This is a genomic window from Streptomyces chlorus, from assembly GCF_042655885.1.
In the GTDB taxonomy this organism is placed as follows: domain Bacteria; phylum Actinomycetota; class Actinomycetes; order Streptomycetales; family Streptomycetaceae; genus Streptomyces; species Streptomyces chlorus.
Map to the genome: position 1 here is coordinate 71,030 of NZ_JBHSOA010000012.1, position 19,760 is coordinate 90,789.

14 protein-coding genes are annotated in these 19,760 nt (G+C 70.2%); 7 read left to right on the forward strand and 7 right to left on the reverse strand.

Annotation, left to right across the window (positions count from 1 at the left end; all coding sequences use genetic code 11):
- The first annotated feature begins 305 nt into the window (after positions 1 to 305).
- Both ACFPZI_RS07125 and ACFPZI_RS07130 read left to right on the forward strand, forming a co-directional pair.
- Entirely contained in the window at positions 306 to 959 is a 654-nt protein-coding gene (locus ACFPZI_RS07125) for a GntR family transcriptional regulator (RefSeq protein WP_381359731.1), read from the forward strand.
- Positions 956 to 2,254: an MFS transporter gene (locus ACFPZI_RS07130; RefSeq protein WP_381359733.1), complete on the forward strand. Its 1,299-nt coding sequence runs from the start codon at positions 956 to 958 to the stop codon at positions 2,252 to 2,254. Before ACFPZI_RS07125 ends, ACFPZI_RS07130 begins: the two co-directional genes overlap by 4 nt.
- 67 nt (positions 2,255 to 2,321) lie before the next feature.
- Here ACFPZI_RS07130 and ACFPZI_RS07135 read toward each other — a convergent pair whose 3' ends face one another.
- Positions 2,322 to 3,146, reverse strand: a complete 825-nt coding sequence (locus tag ACFPZI_RS07135; RefSeq protein WP_381359736.1) for a maleylpyruvate isomerase family mycothiol-dependent enzyme — start codon at positions 3,144 to 3,146, stop codon at positions 2,322 to 2,324.
- A gap of 218 nt (positions 3,147 to 3,364) precedes the next feature.
- Here ACFPZI_RS07135 and ACFPZI_RS07140 point away from each other — a divergent pair, with 218 nt between their 5' ends.
- On the forward strand, positions 3,365 to 4,183 hold the full coding sequence (locus ACFPZI_RS07140) for a carbon-nitrogen family hydrolase (RefSeq protein ID WP_381359737.1): 819 nt from the start codon (positions 3,365 to 3,367) through the stop codon (positions 4,181 to 4,183).
- Positions 4,184 to 4,216: 33 nt separating this feature from the next.
- Here the strand turns inward: ACFPZI_RS07140 and ACFPZI_RS07145 are convergent, their stop codons facing one another.
- The 4 genes from ACFPZI_RS07145 to ACFPZI_RS07160 all read right to left on the reverse strand — a co-directional run bounded on the left by ACFPZI_RS07145 (position 4,217) and on the right by ACFPZI_RS07160 (position 8,910).
- Positions 4,217 to 4,708 carry an LURP-one-related/scramblase family protein gene (locus ACFPZI_RS07145; protein WP_381359740.1) on the reverse strand — a complete coding sequence of 164 codons (492 nt, stop codon included), beginning with the start codon at positions 4,706 to 4,708 and terminating at the stop codon, positions 4,217 to 4,219.
- Between the two features lie 153 nt (positions 4,709 to 4,861).
- On the reverse strand, positions 4,862 to 5,110 hold the full coding sequence (locus ACFPZI_RS07150) for a DUF6458 family protein (RefSeq protein WP_381359743.1): 249 nt from the start codon (positions 5,108 to 5,110) through the stop codon (positions 4,862 to 4,864).
- Positions 5,111 to 5,292: 182 nt separating this feature from the next.
- The gene (locus ACFPZI_RS07155) at positions 5,293 to 6,615 is read right to left on the reverse strand and encodes a M18 family aminopeptidase (RefSeq protein ID WP_381359746.1); all 1,323 of its coding nucleotides are present in this window, start codon (positions 6,613 to 6,615) and stop codon (positions 5,293 to 5,295) included.
- Between the two features lie 468 nt (positions 6,616 to 7,083).
- A complete protein-coding gene (locus ACFPZI_RS07160) occupies positions 7,084 to 8,910 on the reverse strand; it encodes an acyl-CoA dehydrogenase (RefSeq protein WP_381359749.1) in 1,827 nt (608 codons plus the stop codon).
- 280 nt (positions 8,911 to 9,190) lie between these two features.
- On the opposite strand from ACFPZI_RS07160, the gene ACFPZI_RS07165 reads away from it, so the two are divergent.
- From ACFPZI_RS07165 to ACFPZI_RS07175, 3 genes are all read left to right on the forward strand, one after another.
- Positions 9,191 to 9,685 (forward strand): SseB family protein, encoded by a 495-nt coding sequence (locus tag ACFPZI_RS07165; RefSeq protein ID WP_332429216.1) that lies wholly within the window; start codon positions 9,191 to 9,193, stop codon positions 9,683 to 9,685.
- Positions 9,686 to 9,870: 185 nt separating this feature from the next.
- Complete coding sequence (locus tag ACFPZI_RS07170; protein ID WP_381359753.1) at positions 9,871 to 10,851, forward strand: pirin family protein; 981 nt, start codon at positions 9,871 to 9,873, stop codon at positions 10,849 to 10,851.
- A 189-nt stretch (positions 10,852 to 11,040) separates the two neighbouring features.
- The gene (locus ACFPZI_RS07175) at positions 11,041 to 12,132 is read left to right on the forward strand and encodes an AI-2E family transporter (RefSeq protein ID WP_381359756.1); all 1,092 of its coding nucleotides are present in this window, start codon (positions 11,041 to 11,043) and stop codon (positions 12,130 to 12,132) included.
- 6 nt (positions 12,133 to 12,138) lie between these two features.
- Here ACFPZI_RS07175 and ACFPZI_RS07180 read toward each other — a convergent pair whose 3' ends face one another.
- Positions 12,139 to 14,364, reverse strand: a complete 2,226-nt coding sequence (locus ACFPZI_RS07180; protein WP_381359759.1) for a SpoIIE family protein phosphatase — start codon at positions 14,362 to 14,364, stop codon at positions 12,139 to 12,141.
- 156 nt (positions 14,365 to 14,520) lie between these two features.
- On the opposite strand from ACFPZI_RS07180, the gene aspS reads away from it, so the two are divergent.
- On the forward strand, positions 14,521 to 16,284 hold the full coding sequence (aspS, locus tag ACFPZI_RS07185) for an aspartate--tRNA ligase (RefSeq protein WP_381359762.1): 1,764 nt from the start codon (positions 14,521 to 14,523) through the stop codon (positions 16,282 to 16,284).
- Positions 16,285 to 16,354: 70 nt separating this feature from the next.
- Here aspS and ACFPZI_RS07190 read toward each other — a convergent pair whose 3' ends face one another.
- Positions 16,355 to 19,450, reverse strand: a complete 3,096-nt coding sequence (locus ACFPZI_RS07190; RefSeq protein WP_381359764.1) for an FG-GAP repeat domain-containing protein — start codon at positions 19,448 to 19,450, stop codon at positions 16,355 to 16,357.
- Positions 19,451 to 19,760: the final 310 nt, after the last annotated feature.

The window sequence follows — 19,760 nt, forward strand, 5'->3', positions numbered from 1 at the left end:
GCTGCGGCCGACTTGAGGTGCGGCTGAGTGGGGCCGCACCAGTCTGACGCGCAGGCGGTGCGGATGGTTGTGCATCGGGGTGTGCGAATTTCGCCGGGTGTCTCGACGGTCCGTCGGCGCGTCGGGCGGCTCGACGGTCCGCCGGCCGCCGGGGGCCTCAGCCGCCTGCTGGTTCGCCGGTCCGTCGATCCGGGCCGCGGGTTCGGGTCGCGGGTTCGGGTCGTGGGTTCGCCGGGCCTTCGGCCTTCCGGTCCGAATAATGGACGGATGCGTCCATGGGTACGTGTTGTATCTATCATGTCGCCATGAGTCTGGCCCCGGTGAAGCAACCCCCCGCCGCCGAGCGCGTCTACGCCCACGTCAAGCAGGGTGTCCTCGACCGCCGTTACGAGGGCGGCACGCTGCTGACCGAGGGGGAGCTGGCCGACGCCGTCGGGGTCTCGCGCACACCGGTGCGTGAGGCGCTGCTGCGGCTGGAGGCCGAGGGCCTGATCCGGCTGTACCCGAAGAAGGGCGCCCTCGTCCTGCCCGTCTCCGCGCAGGAGATCGCCGACGTCGTCGAGACCCGGCTGCTCGTCGAGGAGCACGCGGTGCGCAAGGCCGTCCCCGCGCCCCCCGGACTCATCGAGCGCCTGGAGGCGTTGCTCGCCCGGCAGAGGGAACAGGCCGCCGCCGGTGACTTCGCCGCTGCGTCCGTCACGGACCGCTGTTTCCACGCGGAGATCGTCCGCAGCGGCGGCAACGAGATCCTCTCCCGCCTCTACGACCAGCTCCGCGACCGACAGTTGCGGATGGGAGTCGCCGTCATGCACTCGCACCCCGACCGCATCGCGAAGTCCCTCTCCGAGCACCAGGAGATCCTCGAGGCCCTGCGCTCGGGGGACCCGGAGGCGGCCGCCGGGGCCGTCAACCGGCACGTCGGCTGGTTCTCCCACCTGGCCCGGGGAGAAGTGCGATGACCGGCGGGAGTGCCCTGCCCGGGGATCCTCCGGGCGGGCGGCGTGCCCTGGTGGTGTGGGGGATCGGTGTCTCGGTCTACTTCGTCGCCGTCATCTTCCGTACGTCCCTGGGGGTGGCCGGCCTCGACGCCGCCGACCGCTTCGGCGTCAACGCCTCCTCCCTGTCCACCTTCTCCATCCTCCAGTTGCTGGTCTACGCGGGCATGCAGATACCCGTCGGCCTGCTCGTCGACCGGCTCGGCACCAAGAAGGTGCTGGGCATCGGCGTCGTGCTGTTCACGATCGGACAGCTCGGCTTCGCCCTCTCCCCGTCGTACGGCATGGCGCTCGCCTCCCGCGCCCTGCTCGGCTGCGGGGACGCCATGACGTTCATCAGCGTGCTGCGGCTGGGCAGCCGGTGGTTCCCTGCCCGGCGCGGGCCGCTGATCGGGCAGCTCGCCGGGCTGGTCGGCATGGCGGGCAACCTCGTCTCCACCCTGATCCTGGCCCGGCTGCTGCACGACATCGGCTGGACGGCGGCCTTCGCGGGCAGCGCGCTCGCCGGTGTCGTGGTGTTCGTCCTGCTTTTGCTGTTCCTGAAGGACCATCCCGAGGGCCAGGAACCGGACCCCGTCCGGCACCAGGGCGCCGCCTACGTACGCCGGCAGGTCGCCGCCTCCTGGCGCGAACCGGGGACCCGGCTCGGGATGTGGGTGCACTTCACCACGCAGTTCCCGGCGATGGTGTTCCTGCTGCTGTGGGGCATGCCGTTCCTCGTCGAGGCGCAGGGGCTGTCCCGGGCCACCGCCGGTGAACTGCTCACCCTCGTGGTGCTGTCCAACATGGTCTTCGGGCTCGTCTACGGCCAGCTCATCGCCCGGCAGCACGGCGCGCGGCTGCCGCTGGTCCTCGGGACCGTGGGGATGACGGCTCTGCTGTGGGCGGCCACGCTGGCCTACCCGGGCGAGACGGCTCCGATGTGGCTGCTGGTGGTGCTGTGCACGGTGCTGGGCGCCTGCGGCCCGGCCTCGATGATCGGCTTCGACTTCTCCCGCCCGGTGAACCCGCCGGAGCGGCAGGGCACGGCGTCCGGCATCACCAACATGGGCGGCTTCACCGCGTCCATGACCACCCTGTTCGCCGTCGGCGTGCTGCTGGACGCCACCGGCGGGGACTACGGCGTCGCCTTCGCCGCCGTCTTCGTCCTCCAGGCCCTCGGGCTCACCCAGATCCTGCGGCTGCGCGGGCAGGCGGCGCGCAGGGAGCGGGAACGGCTGGTCGCCGGCCGGGTGGAGAGCGTGCACGTGCCGGTGTAGGGGTGCGTGGGCGGGCGCCGGGGCCCGGGTGCCGTCCAGGGCGCCCGGCGCCCCGCTCCCGTCGGTCCTACCGCGTCACCGCGAAGTGCCGCAGGATCGCCGCCGCCAGGTCCGGGTCGCCCTCCGTCTTCACCCGGTCCGACACCGCGTCCGGCGTCACCCGGCCGCACGCCAGGCGGACGTACGTCTCCCAGTCGAGGCCGAGCGTGACGGCCGGGCCGAGCGCCGGGGCGGTCTCCAGCGTGCCCCGGCCCTGGATGTCGACGCGGATGGTGCGCAGGAACTCCACGGGCCCGTGGACGTCGATGACCACGGCCGAGCTGCGCGGTGCCTGAGCCTTCTCGGCGACCACCCGCGGCAGCTCCGCGAGCAGCACGTCGCGGGCGACGTGCGCGCCGGGGGAGTCGAGGTCGCCGGGGCGGCCGAGAGCCACGCGCAGGTCCTGCTCATGCACCCACACGTCGAACGCGTGCCGGCGCATGGACTCCTTCAGCGTGAGTTCCGAGCCGAGCGGGCCGCGCACCGTCCGGCCCGGCTCACGCGACTCGTTCCGCAGCTGGCGGTTGCGGCGGATGATCGTGTACTCCAGCTCGGAGGTCATCTCCGGCGCCGTGTGGTGGCGGCGCACGTCGACCTGTATCTCCGTGTAGCGCTGCTGGTCGTTGGTGACGTGGAACAGGTCGCGCGGCAGTGTGTGGATCGGGCGCGGGTCGCCCAGCATCTCGCAGTCCAGACCGATGACATGGGAGACCACATCGCGGACCGACCACCCCGGGCACGGCGTCCGCCGGTTCCAGTCGGCCTCCACGAGCGGCTGCACCAGCTCGGATATCGCCTCGACGGACTGGTTCCAGGCGTCGGCGTAGGGCTGGAGGGTGGGATGCAGACTCACGGAACGGGACCCCTCGGCGGTCGGTACACGGGCAGGTTGTGGCGGCGGTGCCAGTGGGCGGTGGCTGCGCTCGGCGGGCGTCTCGGGACTCCCCCGGTTCTCGGCTACGCTCGAACCGGGAGGACCCCCAAGTTACGCTGCTGTGAGGCACCCCGGCAGTGCTTTCGTGTGACGATCGTAGGCCGTGCCGACGAGTCGAATGCCAGGACGGTGGTATTGTGCGCGCTTCGTTGCTCCAAGTCGACGTGAACGAGGGCGAATCGGTCGAATCCCGTCGGCGCAGGGTCGCCGCTCTGGTACGGGAACAGGCCGGAGCCGACCTCGTCGTCCTGCCGGAGCTGTGGACGACCGGCGCGTTCGCCTACGAGGACTTCGCGCGCGAGGCGGAACCTCTCGACGGGCCGACCCTCGAGGCGATGGCCGCGGCCGCGCGCGACGCGGGTGTATGGCTGCACGCGGGCTCCGTCCCTGAGCGGGCTGCCGCCGACGGCGGCTCCGCCACGGGCGACGGGCCGCTCTACAACACCTCGCTCGTCCTCTCCCCCACCGGTGACCTGGCCGCCGTCTACCGCAAGATCCACCGCTTCGGCTTCGACAAGGGCGAGGCCGTCCTGATGAGCGCGGGCGACGCGCTGGTGACGGTACCGCTGCCGCACACCACGCTCGGTGTCGCGACCTGCTACGACCTCCGCTTCCCCGAACTCTTCCGCGGTCTTGTCGACGCCGGTGCCGAGACGTTCGTCGTCCCGGCGGGCTGGCCGGACCGCCGCCGGTCCCACTGGACGCTCCTGGCGCAGGCGCGGGCCGTGGAGAACCAGGCATACATCCTCGCGTGCGGAACGGCCGGGACCCACGCCGGAGTTCCGCAGGCGGGTCACTCGATCGTGGTCGATCCGTGGGGAGAGGTGCTGGCGGAGGCCGGTCCCGGAGAGCAGGTCCTCACGGTGGACTTCGACCCGGCGAAGGTGGCGAAGACCCGCGATCAGTTCCCGGCCCTCAAGGACCGCGTCCTCGGCCTGGACCGCCCGCACCCCTGAGCCTTCGCCCGAGGAACGGCCCTGGGGCAGGCCTTAGCCCTCCCGCTCCTTCTCCGCCAGGTGGATCACGCACACCGCCACCGCGATCAGCAGCGCCGGGTCCGCGTCGTCCCGTACGACGTCGACGCCGTACGTCTCCCGGATGTGCCGCCAGCGCCGCGAGATCACGGCGAGCAGCTCACCGTCGTACTCCACGGCGAACTCATGGTCGAGGATCTTGCCGCTGACGTCCAGTTCGGTGCCGTCGGCCAGGGTGACCCGGTAGTGGTTGCGCAGCAGGGACAGCCGCTTGCGCCGGATCGCCGCCAGCGCCTCGCCGTCCCGCTCGATCACCATGGTGTCGCGCAGGGCGAACATCTTCTTGCGGATGTCGATGAGCACGCGGCCCCGGACGTCCTTCAGTTCGAAGGTGTCCCGCAGCCGCATGGCCTTACCGTCGACGAGGAAGACCTTGTTGCCCTGGTCGTCCTCGATCCAGTAGTCGTCACCGATGCCGAGGAGCCGGTCGCGTACGAGGAATCTCATGCCTTCACGGGTGCCCCGCCGCCCGCCTTCCGACGCCGTCACTAGGCCGATTGTCGGCATGCGGCGCACCCGGCGCATACGGTGTACATCGCACCTGCGGTGTGCATCGCACGCACGGCGCACGCACGGCGCACGCGCACCGGTGGCGCTCGCTCAGACCCCGTACCCGTCGCTGTAGCCGTCGCGGCTGCGCGGGCGGGTGTCGTCGATGACCGGCGTGGCCGGCGGAACGACGACGCGCCTGCGCCGGGCGATGCTGCTGAAGGTCGCCACGCCGATCAGCCCGACGATCATGAAGATGACGCCGACCAGGTTCAGGTCGACTCCCTGCATGTCCCAGTCGGTCGCGAAGGTGAGGATCGCCCCTACGGCGATCAGGATGATGCACCCTCCGAGTCCCATGAGTGCCGCCTTCCTGTCCGGTTCTTCCGGTTCTTCCCCGGCCCTTCCGGTTGCCTCCGGGTACCCGGGCAGTCATCACTCATGCGTCGGAAGCGAGTTGACCTCCCGACGGAGATCCGCTTCTCCCGCCGGGAGGTCAACTCGCTTCCGACGCATGCGACTGGTGACCGGGGCAGGCGCCCCTACCCCTCCAGGAACGCCGTCAACGCGTTCGCCAGGAGGAACGGGTCCTTCGCGCCGCACAGTTCGCGCGCGCTGTGCATCGACAGGATGGCCACGCCGATGTCGACGGTCCTGATGCCGTGCCGGGCCGCGGTGATCGGGCCGATCGTGGTGCCGCACGGCATGGAGTTGTTGGAGACGAACGACTGGAAGGGCACGCCCGCCTTCTCGCAGGCCGCCGCGAACACGGACCGGCCCGAACCGTCCGTCGCGTAGCGGTTGTTGACGTTGACCTTGAGGATCGGGCCGCCGTCGATGCGCGGGTGGTGCGTCGGGTCGTGCCGCTCCGCGTAGTTGGGGTGGACGGCGTGACCGGTGTCCGAGGAGAGGCAGATGGTGCCGGCGAAGGCGCGCGCCCGGTCCTCGTACGAGCCGCCGCGGGCGAACACCGAGCGCTCCAGCACGCCGCCGAGCAGCGGCCCGTCCGCACCGGTGTCGGACTGGGAGCCGTTCTCCTCGTGGTCGAAGGCGGCCAGGACGGGGATGTAGGGCAGCCCGGCCCCGGTCGCGGCGACCGCCGTCAGCGCGGCCGTACCGGCGTGCACGGACAGCAGGTTGTCCATGCGGGGGCCGGCCAGCAGCTCCTTGTCGCGGCCCAGGTACGCCGGCGGCTCCACGGAGTGCACCATCAGGTCCCAGCCGGTGACCTCGCCGGACGGGACCCCGGCGGTGTCCTCCAGGAAGGCGATGAGGTCACCGTCGCGCACGTCCTCGCCCAGGCCCCAGATCGGCTGCATGTGGCGCTGCTTGTCGAGCTTGAGGCCGTCGGCGTTCACCGAGCGGTCCAGGTGGATGGCGAGCTGCGGGACGCGCAGCAGCGGCCGGTCGACGTTCACCAGCCGGGTCGAGCCGTCCCGCAGGGACAGCCGGCCGGCCAGGCCGAGGTCGCGGTCGAGCCAGGAGTTGAGCAGCGGACCGCCGTAGATCTCCACGGCCACCTGGCGCCAGCCCTGCGTCCCGCTGTCGGGCCGCGGCTTCACCCGCAGGTTGGGGGAGTCGGTGTGGGCGCCGACGATCCGGAACGGCGTGTGGGGCGCCGCGCCCTCGGGGACGTACCAGGCGATGATCGCGCCGCCGCGCAGTACGTACGTGCCGCCGCTGCCCGCGCCGGGAGCCGCCGATGTCCCGGCGTCCCAGGCGTCCGTCTCCATGACCTGACGGAAGCCCGCCTTCTCCAGCCGCTCGGCGGCGTTCGCCACCGTGTGGTAGGGCGTGGGTGAGGCGGCGAGGAAGGTCATGAGGTCGTCGGTGTGACCGCGGTCGAAGTGGGAGGGTTCGCTCATCATGTTCCTCCGTGGATACTCCGGCCCTTCGGGCGGAGGGGAAACGGACTCCTGCGGAGCGGGGCGGGGGACGGGGATTCGCCGCCGGGGCGGATCCCGGTGCTCCGGCCCGCAGGTTTGTTCACTGTGGGTGGTCGAGCCGGCCTGTCGGCGTAACCAAGAAGTATGTGAAGCGGACGTTCAAGTATCGCTTCCGGCCGCCGGGCCGGCGGTGTCTGTCTGTGGAGCTGGTGCAAGACCTCAACGGAGTTCTCCGGGCGGGCGGTCGGCGGTGAAGCAGAAAATCCCACGGCGTGAGCCGTAGGAATCCCCCTCGTTCATGAGGGGGAGGAAGCCAAGGGTTCACCTTAACGAGACGAGGGCCCGCTTCCCTGTGCGGAAGCGGGCCCTCGTACGGGCTCGGCCGGTTCTCGGACGATCTCGCGCGATCTGTGCCGGGAGGTCCGGGCCGGGAGGTCCGGGGAGGTCCTAGAAGGCCGCCTCGTCCAGCTCCATCAGGTCCAGGCCGACGCCCTCGGCGACCTTGCGGGCCAGGGTGACGCCGGGCAGGACGTTGGCCGCGAAGAACTTCGCCGCGGCGATCTTGCCGGTGTAGAAGGGGACGTCCTTGGTGGAGGCCGTCTGGAGCTTCTCGACGGCGACCGCGGCACCCTTGAGGAGCAGGTGGCCGACGATCACGTCACCGGAGGCCATCAGCAGGCGGGTGGTGTTCAGGCCCACCTTGTAGATGTTCTTGACGTCCTGCTCGGTGGCCGCGAGGTCGGTGAGCATCAGGCCGACGAGGGCCTCCAGCTCGACGGTGGCCTTGGCCAGGTGCTCGCGGGCGCCCGCCAGCCCCTCGCCACCGGTACCGAGGGCGAGGAACTGCTTGATGTCCTCGGCGATCGAGTTCAGGGCCGCGCCCTGGTTGCGGACGATCTTCCGGAAGAAGTAGTCCTGGCCCTGGATCGCGGTGGTGCCCTCGTACAGGGTGTCGATCTTGGAGTCGCGGATGTACTGCTCGATCGGGTACTCCTGCAGGAAGCCGGAGCCGCCGAAGGTCTGCAGCGACTGGGCGAGCTGCTCGTAGCCCTTCTCGGATCCGTAGCCCTTGACGATGGGCAGGAGCAGGTCGTTGAGCGCGTGCTCGGCCGAGGTGTCCTCGCCCGCCGCCGTCTTGACCGCGATCGTGTCCTGCACCGAGGCGGTGTGCAGGACGAGCGCGCGCATGCCCTCCGCGTACGCCTTCTGCGTGATCAGCGAACGGCGCACGTCGGGGTGGTGGGTGATGGTGACCTTGGGCGCGGACTTGTCCATGAAGTTCGCGAGGTCCGGTCCCTGGACGCGCTCCTTGGCGTACTCCAGCGCGTTGAGGTAGCCGGTGGAGAGGGTGGAGATCGCCTTCGTGCCGACCATCATGCGGGCGAACTCGATGATGCGGAACATCTGGCGGATGCCGTCGTGCTTGTCGCCGATCAGCCAGCCCTTGGCGGGGTGCCGGTCGCCGAAGGTCATCTCGCAGGTGTTGGACGCCTTCAGGCCCATCTTGTGTTCGACGTTCGTGGCGTAGACGCCGTTGCGCTCGCCCAGCTCGCCGCTCTCGGCGTCGAAGAGGTACTTCGGGACGAGGAAGAGGGACAGGCCCTTGGTGCCGGGCCCGGCACCCTCGGGACGCGCGAGCACGTAGTGGAGGATGTTCTCCGACATGTCGTGCTCACCCGAGGTGATGAACCGCTTCACGCCCTCGATGTGCCAGGAGCCGTCCTCCTGCCGCACGGCCTTGGTGCGGCCGGCGCCCACGTCCGAGCCGGCGTCCGGCTCGGTGAGGACCATGGTGGAGCCCCACTGCCGCTCGACGGCGATCTGCGCGATCTTCTTCTGCTCGTCGTTGCCCTCGTCGTGCAGGACCCCGGCGAAGGCCGGGCCGGAGGAGTACATCCACACGGCCGGGTTGGCGCCCAGGATCAGCTCGGCGTACGCCCAGATCAGCGACGGGGGAGCCGTCGTGCCGCCGATGGCCTCGGGCAGGCCCAGCCGCCAGTACTCGGAGTCCATGAAGGCCTGGTAGCTCTTCTTGAAGGACGCGGGAACCGGCGCGGTGTCGGTCTCCGGGTCGAAGACCGGCGGGTTGCGGTCGGCGTCGGTGAAAGACTCGGCCAGCTCGTTCTCCGAGAGGCGGGTCAGCTCCTCGAGGACGCTCTTCGCGGTGTCGACATCCATCTCTTCGAACGGTCCGGTGCCGTACAGCTTGTCGCGCCCGAGGACCTCGAACAGGTTGAACTCGATGTCGCGGAGATTGGACTTGTAGTGCCCCATGGTGACGGCTCCCGGTCCGTAGAGAGATCGGCGAGGCACTTGATTCCTCGCACAGGTTTGCATTCCAACAAGTGGCTACGATGATGCTACCCGCCAGTAATAAGAAGCAAGCCGGATCCGGCCATCTGTGACGAGATACGCCCTCCGGCGCTCGGGAGGACCGGGAAGCCGCAGGTGTGACGGTCCCGGAAGCCCGTCGTGACCAGTCGCACTGTCGATGATCCGGCCGTTCCCGCCGTACCCCGCCCGGCCCTCCGGTGCTCTCGGTACGCTTACGCGCATGTACGGCTACGACCAGAACGTAGGGGCACAGCAGGGGTATGTCCCGCCGCAGCAGCAGCAGATGCCGGGCGGCTACGGGCAGCAACAGCAGCAGCAACAACAGCAACAGCAGCCTCCGCTGTACCCGGAGCCGTCCGCACCGTCGCTCGCGGACGCGGTGCGCGCCTTCACCACGGGTCAGGTGACCGCCGAGGACTTCCAGCAGGTCTTCGCGACGTCCAAGGTGTACTGCCCGCGCGGCGACAACCCGGGGTTCCTCGCCCTGCACAACACCCAGCAGCCGGTGATCCCGATGTTCACCTCGCTGAAGGAGCTGCGGCGGTACGCGGGCAAGGAGTCCAAGTACTTCGTGATCACCGGCGCCGAGATGATCGACCTGCTGCCGACCGGCTACGGCTTCGTGCTGGACATGGAGGGCGAGCACCGGATGGTGTTCGACGCGAAGGCCGTGGAGCAGATGGTCGAGTTCGCGATGCGGCGTATGTATGGCTAGCCGCCCCGGCCGCGGGCACGCCCCGTGTCGTCGCCGGTGTCACCGTCGTCGCGTGACGGGCGGGTGATCTCCGCCCGCGCCGGAACCTGCCGGGCCCGGAGGGAATTCCCTCCGGGCTCCTGTCGTTGGGGGTGGCAGAAAGTTCAACGCTCAACTAAAATGGCCATACAAGAGGAGGTACCGACATGCCTGCAGTGACCGTCGAGAACACGCTGACGCTCCCCCGTGTGACCGCTTCGGCCGACGCCGTGGCACGCCCCGTGCTCACCGTCACGACCGCGCCGAGCGGTTTCGAGGGCGAGGGCTTCCCGGTGCGCCGGGCGTTCGCCGGGATCAACTACCGCCATCTCGACCCGTTCATCATGATGGACCAGATGGGCGAGGTGGACTATGCGCCGGGCGAGCCCAAGGGCACGCCCTGGCACCCGCACCGCGGCTTCGAGACCGTCACCTACATCATCGACGGGATCTTCGACCACGAGGACTCCAATGGTGGCGGCGGCACGATCACCAACGGTGACACCCAGTGGATGACGGCCGGTTCCGGCCTGCTGCACATCGAATCGCCGCCGGAGTCCCTGGTCATGTCCGGCGGGCTGTTCCACGGCCTCCAGCTGTGGGTGAACCTGCCGGCCGAGGACAAGATGATGGCGCCGCGCTACCAGGACATCCGCAGCGGCAGCGTCCAGTTGCTCACCTCCCCCGACGGCGGCGCGCTGCTGCGGGTCATCGCCGGTGAGCTGGACGGCCACGAGGGTCCCGGCATCACGCACACGCCGATCACGATGGTCCACGCGACCCTGGCTCCGGGCGCCGAGATCACCCTGCCCTGGCGCGAGGACTTCAACGGGCTGGCCTACGTGATGGCCGGCCGCGGCGCGGTCGGCACCGACCGCCGTCCGGTCCACGTGGGACAGACGGCCGTCTTCGGCGCCGGTGGCTCGCTGACCGTCCGCGCGGACGAGCAGCAGGACTCGAACACGCCGGACCTGGAGGTCGTCCTGCTCGGCGGCCGCCCGATCCGCGAACCGATGGCCCACTACGGGCCGTTCGTCATGAACACCCGCGAGGAGCTCCAGCAGGCCTTCGACGACTACCAGAAGGGCCGCCTGGGCACCATCCCGGCCGTGCACGGCATGTCGGCATCGGGACCGCAGGAGTCCTGACCCGGCAACCCCGGGTACCCGGGGGGCTTCTGACCGGCCGATCGTGTGGTGGCCCCGTCCGATCCCGGGCGGGGCCGCTCGCCGCGCCCGGCGGGGTGCCCGGGGGCGACGTGCCGCTTCCGGTGCGGTCGCCGGGCGAGGGCGGGTCGGCGGCTGGACAGCGTCTGTCGGGCGTGATCGGCTGAGACGATGCAGGACTCCTCGTCATCTCCGTTGCTGCCCGAAGCCGTTCGGCGTTTCGCCGCCTGGTGCGCCGTCATCCTGCTCGCCTCCGGCGTCGGTTACGTCGGGGTGCTGCTGTGCGTGCAGTTCCGGGCAGCGGTGATTCCCGTACTGCTCGCCCTGCTCGGTACGGCTCTGCTGCGGCCGCTGCACCGGCGGATGGTGCGGGCCGGGGTGCAGCGCTCCTTGTCGGCGGGCCTGACCTGTGTCGCCGTCGTCGCGGTGGTCGGCGGGGCGGTGTACATCGTCGTGTCCGCGCTGATCGATTCCGGGGACCAGATCATCGCCTCGCTCAGGACCGCGGCGAAGGGTCTCAGCGAGCACTTCGGGGCAGCCGGCACCTCCCTGGACGACATCGCGGCGAACGCGCGCGGTCTGCTGTCCAAGTTCGGTGGTACGGCCGCGTCGGGTGTCATCAGCGGGGTCAGCGTGGTGGGTCAGGCGCTCGCCATGGCGGTGCTCGCGCTGCTGCTCGTCTTCTTCTTCCTGCGGGATTCCGACCGGGCCGCCGAAGCGCTGCGCGGGCTCGTGCCGCGCGGCTCCGGTGACGTGGTGCTGGCCATGGCCCGGCGGGCCTTCGAGGCGGTCGAGGGGTTCATGCGGGGGACCACCTTCATCGCCTTCATCGACGCCCTCTGCATCACCATCGGGCTGCTCGTCCTCGATGTGCCGGGCGCCGTCGGGCTGGGCGCGCTGGTCTTCGTCGGGGCGTACATCCCCTACCTCGGGGCGTTCATCTCCGGGGCGGTGGCCGTCCTGGTGGCGCTGGCCGACCGGGGGTTCCTCATCGCGCTGTGGGCGCTCGGTGTGGTCCTCGCGGTGCAGTTGCTGGAGGGGCACGTGCTCCAGCCGATGATCCAGAGCCGCACCGTGCAGATGCATCCGGCGGTCATCATGATCGCCATCACCGCCGGTGCCTCGGTCGCCGGCATCGTCGGCATGCTGATGGCGGTACCGGTGACGGCGGCGTTCGTCGGGGTCGTGGACGAACTGCGCCAACGCCACACCGCGTCGGCGGAACCGCCCGCGAAGTCGCCCCCGGAACCCGAGACGTCGTGAGGGCCTTCACGGGGTGGTGCGGTCTTCTTGGGGCTTGCGGTCCTGGTGGGGCTTGCGGTTCTGGTGGGTGGTGCGGTCCTCGTAGGGTTGTGAGGCGGCAGCCCCGTCGGCCCTGTCCGGCGGGGTGTCCGACTCGTCCAGCTCGAACCAGATGCTCTTGCCCTTGCCGCGCGGGTCGACGCCCCAGGTGTGGGCCAGGAGTTCGATCAGGAGCAGGCCGCGGCCGGAGGATGCCAGCTCGCCCGGTGTGCGCAGGTGCGGGAGGTCGTCGCCCGCGTCGGTGACCTCGATGTGCATCCGGCGGCCCTGAGGCCCGTCGGTGATCTCGGCTTCGAGCAGGGCGTCGGCGTCGGTGTGCACGAGGACGTTGGTGAGCACCTCCGACAGGAGCAGGACCGCCGAGTCGACCTGGTCCGGCGAGCACCAGTCGTGCAGCAGCTCACGCAGTTGCTGCCGGGCCTCCGCGACCCGTTCCGGCTCGGCCTGCTCCACCGTCAGCATGGTGCGGCGCAGCGACGCCCGTACCCCGTCCAGGCCCGTGCCGGCGCCGTGGTCCTTGGCCCGCCGGGTGAGCAGCAGCAGGGCGATGTCGTCCTCGCGGCGGTCGATCAGGGGGCCGGTGGTGTGGTGCGAGGAGGGGCCGTGGACCGCCTGGACCAGGGCGTCCGCCAGTTCCTCCAGGGTGCCCTTGTGGCGTTCGAGGATGCGGCGCAGTCGCTGCCAGCCGGTGTCCAGGTCATGGCCGCCGGTCTCGATCAGACCGTCCGTGCAGACCAGCAGGGTCTCGCCGGGCTCCAGGACCATGCCGGTGGTGGGGTAGTCGGCGTCCGGGGCGATGCCCAGCGGAAGCCCGCCGACCGTCTGCCGGGTCAGTACGGTCGTGTCGGGCATGCGGACCACCGGGTCGGGGTGTCCCGCGCGGGCGACGTCCAGTACTCCGCCGACAGGGTCGACCTCTACGTACAGGCAGGTCGCGAAGCGCGGATCGACGGGATCCACCTCGTTGATCCCGTACAGGAAGCGGGAGGCGCGGGAGAGCACGGCGTCGGGCCGGTGCCCTTCGGAGGCGTACGCCCGCAGGGCTGTCCGCAGCTGGCCCATGAGCCCGGCGGCCCGTACGTCGTGGCCCTGCACATCCCCGATGACCAGGGCGAACCGTCCGTTCGGCAGGGGAATCACGTCGTACCAGTCGCCGCCCACCTGGAGGCCGCCACCGGTGGGGATGTACCGGGCGGCGAGGCTCATCCCGGGGATGCGCTGCGGGCCGAGCCTCGGCAGCATCGAGCGCTGCAGGCCGTCGGTGAGGGCCCGCTCGCTCTCGGCGGTGCCCGCGCGGGTCAGCGCCTGGGCCAGCATCCGCGCCACGGTGGTCAGCACCGACCGCTCGTCGGGGGTGAAGACGACCGGGTGGGCGAAGGCCGCCATCCAGATGCCCATCGTGCTGCCGGACACGGTCAGCGGCAGGAACGCCCAGGACTGGCGGCCGAAGCGTTCGGCGAGCGGCCAGGTGAGGGGATAGCGGGCCTGGTACTGCTGCGGGGTGGACAGGTAGATCGCGCGGCCCGTCCGTGCCACCTCGGCGGCCGGGTAGGCCGTGTCCAGTGGCATGGAGAACGATTCTTCGGCGTCGGGTTCCTGCCCGTGATGGCCGATGACGGTGAGCCGGTCGCCCGCCACGCCGAACACCGCGAGTCCGTCCGGTGAGAAGCCCGGCATCGAGAGGTTCGCCGCGACCCGCAGCACTTCCTGCGTCGACCGCGCCTCGGCCAGCGCCCTGCCCGCGTCCAGCAGGAACGCCTCCCGGGACCGGCGCCAGTCGCCGGTGACCGCCCTGCGGCCGGCGGGCGTGCCGGGTGCCGGCTCGGTGACCTCTTGAAGGGTTCCGGTGAGCAGGTACGCCTTGCGCAGAGGGTCGAAGGTCGGCTTGGAGCGGCTGCGCACCATCCGGACGACCCGTCCCTGGTCGTCCATGATCCGGATACGCACCTCGGCGAGGGTGCCTTCGGTGACGGCGAGCCGGACCACTCCGGTGACCTCGTTCCAGTCGACCGGGTGCAGTCGCGCCCGCACCTGGGCCTCTGTGAGGGTGGCCTGCTCGGCGGGCAGTCCCAGGAGCCGTGCAGCCACCTCGTCGACCGTGACCAGCCCGGCTGCCGTGTCCCAGTGCCATCTGCCGGTGTCGAGGAGGGTGAGGACGTCCTCCATGGACGGCAGGGGCTCACCTGTGCGCATTGCCCCACTTTATGGAGTTTTGAAAGAAAAGTGCTACCTGCGCTTTCCGCGGGACCGGCCGGTAATCCTGGGGCAGCGATCTTGGACCGGCCGGTAGGCTTGGGGGAGTTTCACGTGAAACAAAGACCCCGATCCGCGAAGGCTGGATGAACGACGATGCATCGGTACAGGTCCCACACCTGCGGCGAGCTCCGCGCCTCTGACGTCGGCACCGACGTCCGGTTGAGCGGCTGGCTGCACAATCGGCGCGACCTGGGCGGCATCCTTTTCATCGATCTGCGCGATCACTACGGCATCACGCAGCTCGTGGCCCGTCCCGGCACGCCCGCCTACGAGGCCCTGGACCGGCTCTCCAAGGAGACCGTCGTCCGGATCGACGGCAAGGTCGTCTCCCGCGGTACGGAGAACGTCAACCCCGAGCTGCCGACCGGTGAGATCGAGGTCGAGGTCGGCGAGGTCGAGGTGCTGGGCGCGGCGGCCCCGCTCCCCTTCACGATCAACGCCGAGGACGGGGTCAACGAGGAGCGGCGCCTGGAGTACCGCTTCCTGGACCTGCGCCGTGAGCGCATGCACCGCAACATTCTGCTGCGGACCTCGGTGATCTCGGCCATCCGCCACAAGATGACGGCGCTGGGCTTCAACGAGATGGCGACGCCGATCCTCAGCGCCACCTCACCCGAGGGCGCCCGCGACTTCGTCGTCCCGTCGCGCCTCAACGCGGGCAGGTTCTACGCGCTGCCGCAGGCTCCACAGCAGTTCAAGCAGCTGCTGATGGTCTCCGGCTTCGACCGCTACTTCCAGATCGCGCCCTGCTTCCGTGACGAGGACGCCCGCGCGGACCGCTCACCGGGCGAGTTCTACCAGCTCGACGTGGAGATGAGCTTCGTCGAGCAGGAGGACGTCTTCCAGCCCATCGAGAAGCTCATGACCGAGCTCTTCGAGGAGTTCGGCAACGGCCGTCACGTCACCTCGCCGTTCCCGCGGATCCCGTTCCGCGAGGCGATGCTGAAGTACGGCTCCGACAAGCCGGACCTGCGCGCCAAGCTGGAGCTCGTCGACATCACCGACGTCTTCGAGGGCTCGGAGTTCAAGGCGTTCGCCGGCAAGCACGTGCGCGCGCTGCCGGTGCCGGACGTCTCCGGCCAGTCGCGCAAGTTCTTCGACCAGCTCGGTGACTACGCGGTCTCGCAGGGCGCCAAGGGCCTGGCGTGGGTGCGGGTGGCCGAGGACAGCTCACTGACCGGCCCGATCGCGAAGTTCCTGACCGAGGCGAACGTCGCGGAGCTGACCAAGCGGTTGTCCCTCGCCCCCGGCCACGCGGTGTTCTTCGGCGCGGGCGAGTTCGACGAGGTCTCCAAGATCATGGGCGCCGTCCGGGTCGAGGCAGCGAAGCGGGCCGGCCAGTTCGAGGAGGACGTCTTCCGCTTCTGCTGGATCGTCGACTTCCCGATGTACGAGAAGGACGAGGACACGGGGCGGATCGACTTCTCGCACAACCCCTTCTCGATGCCGCAGGGCGGTCTGGAGGCCCTTCGGACCCAGGACCCGCTGGACATCCTGGGCTGGCAGTACGACATCGTGTGCAACGGCGTCGAACTGTCCTCGGGCGCGATCCGGAACCACGAGCCGGACATCATGATCAAGGCCTTCGAGATCGCGGGCTACGACCGCGAGACGGTCGAGGACAAGTTCGCCGGCATGCTGCGTGCCTTCCGCTTCGGCGCCCCGCCGCACGGCGGCATCGCGCCCGGCATCGACCGCATCGTCATGCTCCTCGCCGACGAGCCCAACATCCGCGAGACCATCGCCTTCCCGCTCAACGGCAACGCCCAGGACCTGATGATGGGCGCCCCGACGGAGCTGGACGAGGCCCGCCTGAAGGAACTCCACCTGACGGTGCGCAAGCCGCAGGCGAAGTAGGCCACAGGCACAGCATGAAAGTGGCTCGGAACCGGTGTCCGGTTCCGAGCCGCTTTCTGTTCGGACGCGGTCAGTGCAGGGCCTTGTATCCGCCCCAGCCGGTGCCGATCTGGGTCCGTGCGCCGATGCCGCCCTTTCCGTTGCCGTAGTTACGGAACAGCTTGCCGGAGGTGTCCCGGGAGATCAGGTCGCCGATGCCGTCACGGTTGAGGTCGCCCACGCCGACGACGGCGTTGTAGGAGCCGCCCCACTTGGTGGCGATCCTGACGCGGGCCTTGAAGGTGCCGGTACGTGTGCCGTTGTAGCGGTAGAGGTTGTTGGACTTGTCCTGGGCGAGCAGGTCGCCGATGCCGTCACCGGTGATGTCGCCGACGGCGACGATCTTCTTGTACGTCTTCCAGTTGCTCATGATCTTGACGCGGGCGGAGAGCTTGCCCGCGCTGGTGCCCTTGTAGAGGTACATGTCCCCGGTGGACGCCTTGCGGACGATCAGGTCCGGACGTCCGTCCCCGGTGATGTCACCGGTCGAGACCATGATGTCGTACTGGTTCCAGCCGCTCTTGCCGATCGTGGTGTACGGCGTCGACGCCTTCAGCGCGGCCCCGCACTTCGGCTTGTACAGCCGCAGCGAGCCGTTGCTCGGCCGTACGACGAGATCGTTGCAGCGGTCGCCGCTCAGGTCACCGAAGGGCACGACCGTGGCCCCCTTCGGCCAGCCGGTACCGCCCACCTTGGACGAGAGGGTGCCCTTGCCCGTGCCCCGGTGGATGGTCAGGGAGCCCGTGGAGTTCATGGTGAGCAGGTCGCCGATGCCGTCCGAACCGCTGTAGTCGTGGCGTACGGGCGAGCCTCCGGTCAGCGTGCCGCTGCCGCTGCCGATGGTCACGGCCGTGGAGGTGCCGAGGCCGGTCGCCTTCAGGCTCCACTTGAACCGGCCGTTGGGGAAGCGGACACCGCCCGCTGTCCTGCCGTCCCAGTTCGCCGTCACCCGCGCGGTGGCCGCGCCGCCGTTGAGGGTGCGGGTGGCCTTGCCGGTCTCGCCGCTCCCCACGGACGTGAACGTCAGCGACCAGGAGGTGACGGGGCGGGACAGCAGCCAGGTGCCGGTCCAGGGCTTCGAGGCGGTCAGGTTCGCCTGGGCGGCGGCGTCCGTCGTGAACGCGGTCGGGGCCGACGGGGAGAACCCGGTCGCGGCGACATAGGTGCGCTCGTGGATGTCGAACCAGGCCACCAGGCCCGTGTACTCGTCCACGGCCCAGCGGTAGCGGCGGTCGGCGGTCAGGCCGGTGTCCGGCACCTCGGAGGCCAGTACGCGGGTGGCGCCGGTGGCCGCGTCGGTCAGGACGAGGGTGCCGGCCGCGTGGTCGTGGCGGACCGTGAAGCCGTCGCCGAGCAGTACGTCACCCGGGGTGACGGCGCGGGAAGTGCCGGCCTTGGTGTCGTACACGCCCGCCGAGGAAGTGCCGCAGGACCAGTACAGCCAGCGGCCCGCCGCCTGCAGCTCGCTCGGGACGCAGCGCGCGCCCGGGACGGTGATCGTGGTGAGGGTCTTCTCCTCCGTCAGGCTGTAGGAGGTGACCCGGCCGGCGGTGGTGGTGGCGCTCCACAGCACAGGGCCGTTGAGGGCGGCGGCCTGGACCGGGCGCTTCAGCAGTTGGCCGTAGCCGAACCGGCCGACGTACTGGGCCGGGGCGGAACCGCCGGAGTTGTAGACCGCGTAGTCGTCGGAGACGTCGACGATGCTGCCGCCCGTGGTGTTGAACCCCAGGGCGTTGTAGCCGATCGGGACCAGCCGGTCCGAGCCCGGCACGGGGCCGTCCTCGTAGACGTCGGAGGCCCCCTCCAGGTAGACGTCCCGGGGCGAGGTGACCGTGTTGCCCCACAGGGCCGAGCACGTGGTGCCCGGGTAGGGGCACTTCGGGTGGATCTTGGTGCTCTCGGTGGCGGGGGACGCGGTGAGGACCGTACCGCCGTTGGTCGTCAGGGTCCGTACGGAGGTGGTGTGGAGGCCGTTGGCGTTGCCGGGGCCGACCTGTGCGACCCGCAGGCTGCCGCGGCTGAGGGCGATGCCCGTCTTGGCGTTCTCGACCGCGGGCACCTGGTACAGCTTCGTCAGCTTCGGCGTGCCGTCCGCGGCCGTGCTCACGCGTCGCACCCACCAGTCGGTGGCGCCCGTGCCGCCGCTGACGAGAGCGGTGTCGCCGGGTCCGCGTACCGCGAACCTGCCGGCCTTCTCCAGCAGGGTGCGGGACGAGCCGTCGGTGAGGGAGAGGGCCGTCAGACTGCTGGTGCCCGTCTGCGGAGGCAGCAGCAGCCAGTCACCGGTCAGGGCCGGCTTGGCACTCTGGTAGGGACCCGGCAGCTCGACGAACTCCTCCTCGCCGCCCGGCTCGGTGCGCGGCTTGAAGTGCAGACCGCCGTCGCCGTACCAGCCGATCCTGTCCTTGCTCAGGACGGCGGGGGCGGTGGCGGAGACGCCGCTGAACGCCTTGGTGACGGCGGCCGACTCGATGTCGATGTAGTACAGGCCGGTGCCCGACCTGACCAGCACCCCGGCCGCGTCGGCGGCCAGGACATAGCCGTCGTTGACCACCACGTCGGCCGGTGCGAAGGGGCGCTCGCGGCGCTCGCCGGCCACGGTGTCGACGAGGGTACGGCTGGTGACGACGGTGGTCCCGGCCAGCGCCCGGTAGGGGTACGCGGACGTCACGGTCGACGTCTTGCGGGTGGCCGGGTCCCACAGGGTGACGGCGGTGGCGGACGTGCTCGTCGGCAGGGCGACGAGGTCGCCGTCCGAGCCGTACCAGGCCTGTCGGCACGTCGAGCCGAGGTCCTCGCACGGCGCCGTCGGCGTGAAGACGCCGTCCGGGGTCCGCACGCCGACGGTGGTGCCGTCGGCGTAGCTCGTCCACAGCAGTCCGGGGACTCCCGACTGCCGGTGCAGGAAGCCACTGGGACCGGCGGCGAACGGCCGTTCGCCGCGCGGCTGGGTCGAGGCCGGGTCGGTGAGCGTGATCCTGGTGGTGCCGGCCGCGCTCTGCGCGCCCGCGGCCCGAGCGGGGTTGCTGCTTCCGGTGAGGACGGTGACGGACGCGGCCGCGACGGCGACCGCGAGCGTGGCGACGGTGGCGGCCAGACCGCCCCGTCCCAGGGCGTGTCTGCCCACGTGAGATTCCCTCCCGGCGAGGGTCCCCTGCCCTCGCACAAGTGAGCGGACTCTACCAGGGGGTTTCCAGCTCTTTTCACGCTCCCGGATCTTGAACAAGTCACGGAGAGGGAGCGCGAAGTGAGGGCGAGGGCGTTGAAGAAGGGTGTGTACTACTCGGCGGAGATCTTCACCAGTCCCCTGAGAGCACTCCGCCCCGCCGCACAGCGACGGGGCGAAGCAATCGGGCCCGAATCAACCAACGGCATCCGACATCGGTCCCGGGCCCTCGCCGTCGTTCACGACGGATGTGAGCGGTTTTTGACGTTAC

What these genes read in the sequence shown, in the direction of transcription:
- ACFPZI_RS07125 (WP_381359731.1), top strand. Translation starts at nt 306, where the DNA reads ATGAGTCTGGCCCCGGTGAAGCAACCCCCCGCCGCCGAGCGCGTCTAC.
- ACFPZI_RS07130 (WP_381359733.1), top strand. Translation starts at nt 956, where the DNA reads ATGACCGGCGGGAGTGCCCTGCCCGGGGATCCTCCGGGCGGGCGGCGT.
- ACFPZI_RS07145 (WP_381359740.1), bottom strand. Translation starts at nt 4,708, where the DNA reads ATGAGATTCCTCGTACGCGACCGGCTCCTCGGCATCGGTGACGACTAC.
- ACFPZI_RS07150 (WP_381359743.1), bottom strand. Translation starts at nt 5,110, where the DNA reads ATGGGACTCGGAGGGTGCATCATCCTGATCGCCGTAGGGGCGATCCTC.
- ACFPZI_RS07155 (WP_381359746.1), bottom strand. Translation starts at nt 6,615, where the DNA reads ATGAGCGAACCCTCCCACTTCGACCGCGGTCACACCGACGACCTCATG.
- ACFPZI_RS07160 (WP_381359749.1), bottom strand. Translation starts at nt 8,910, where the DNA reads ATGGGGCACTACAAGTCCAATCTCCGCGACATCGAGTTCAACCTGTTC.
- ACFPZI_RS07165 (WP_332429216.1), top strand. Translation starts at nt 9,191, where the DNA reads ATGTACGGCTACGACCAGAACGTAGGGGCACAGCAGGGGTATGTCCCG.
- ACFPZI_RS07170 (WP_381359753.1), top strand. Translation starts at nt 9,871, where the DNA reads ATGCCTGCAGTGACCGTCGAGAACACGCTGACGCTCCCCCGTGTGACC.
- ACFPZI_RS07175 (WP_381359756.1), top strand. Translation starts at nt 11,041, where the DNA reads ATGCAGGACTCCTCGTCATCTCCGTTGCTGCCCGAAGCCGTTCGGCGT.
- ACFPZI_RS07180 (WP_381359759.1), bottom strand. Translation starts at nt 14,364, where the DNA reads ATGCGCACAGGTGAGCCCCTGCCGTCCATGGAGGACGTCCTCACCCTC.
- aspS (WP_381359762.1), top strand. Translation starts at nt 14,521, where the DNA reads ATGCATCGGTACAGGTCCCACACCTGCGGCGAGCTCCGCGCCTCTGAC.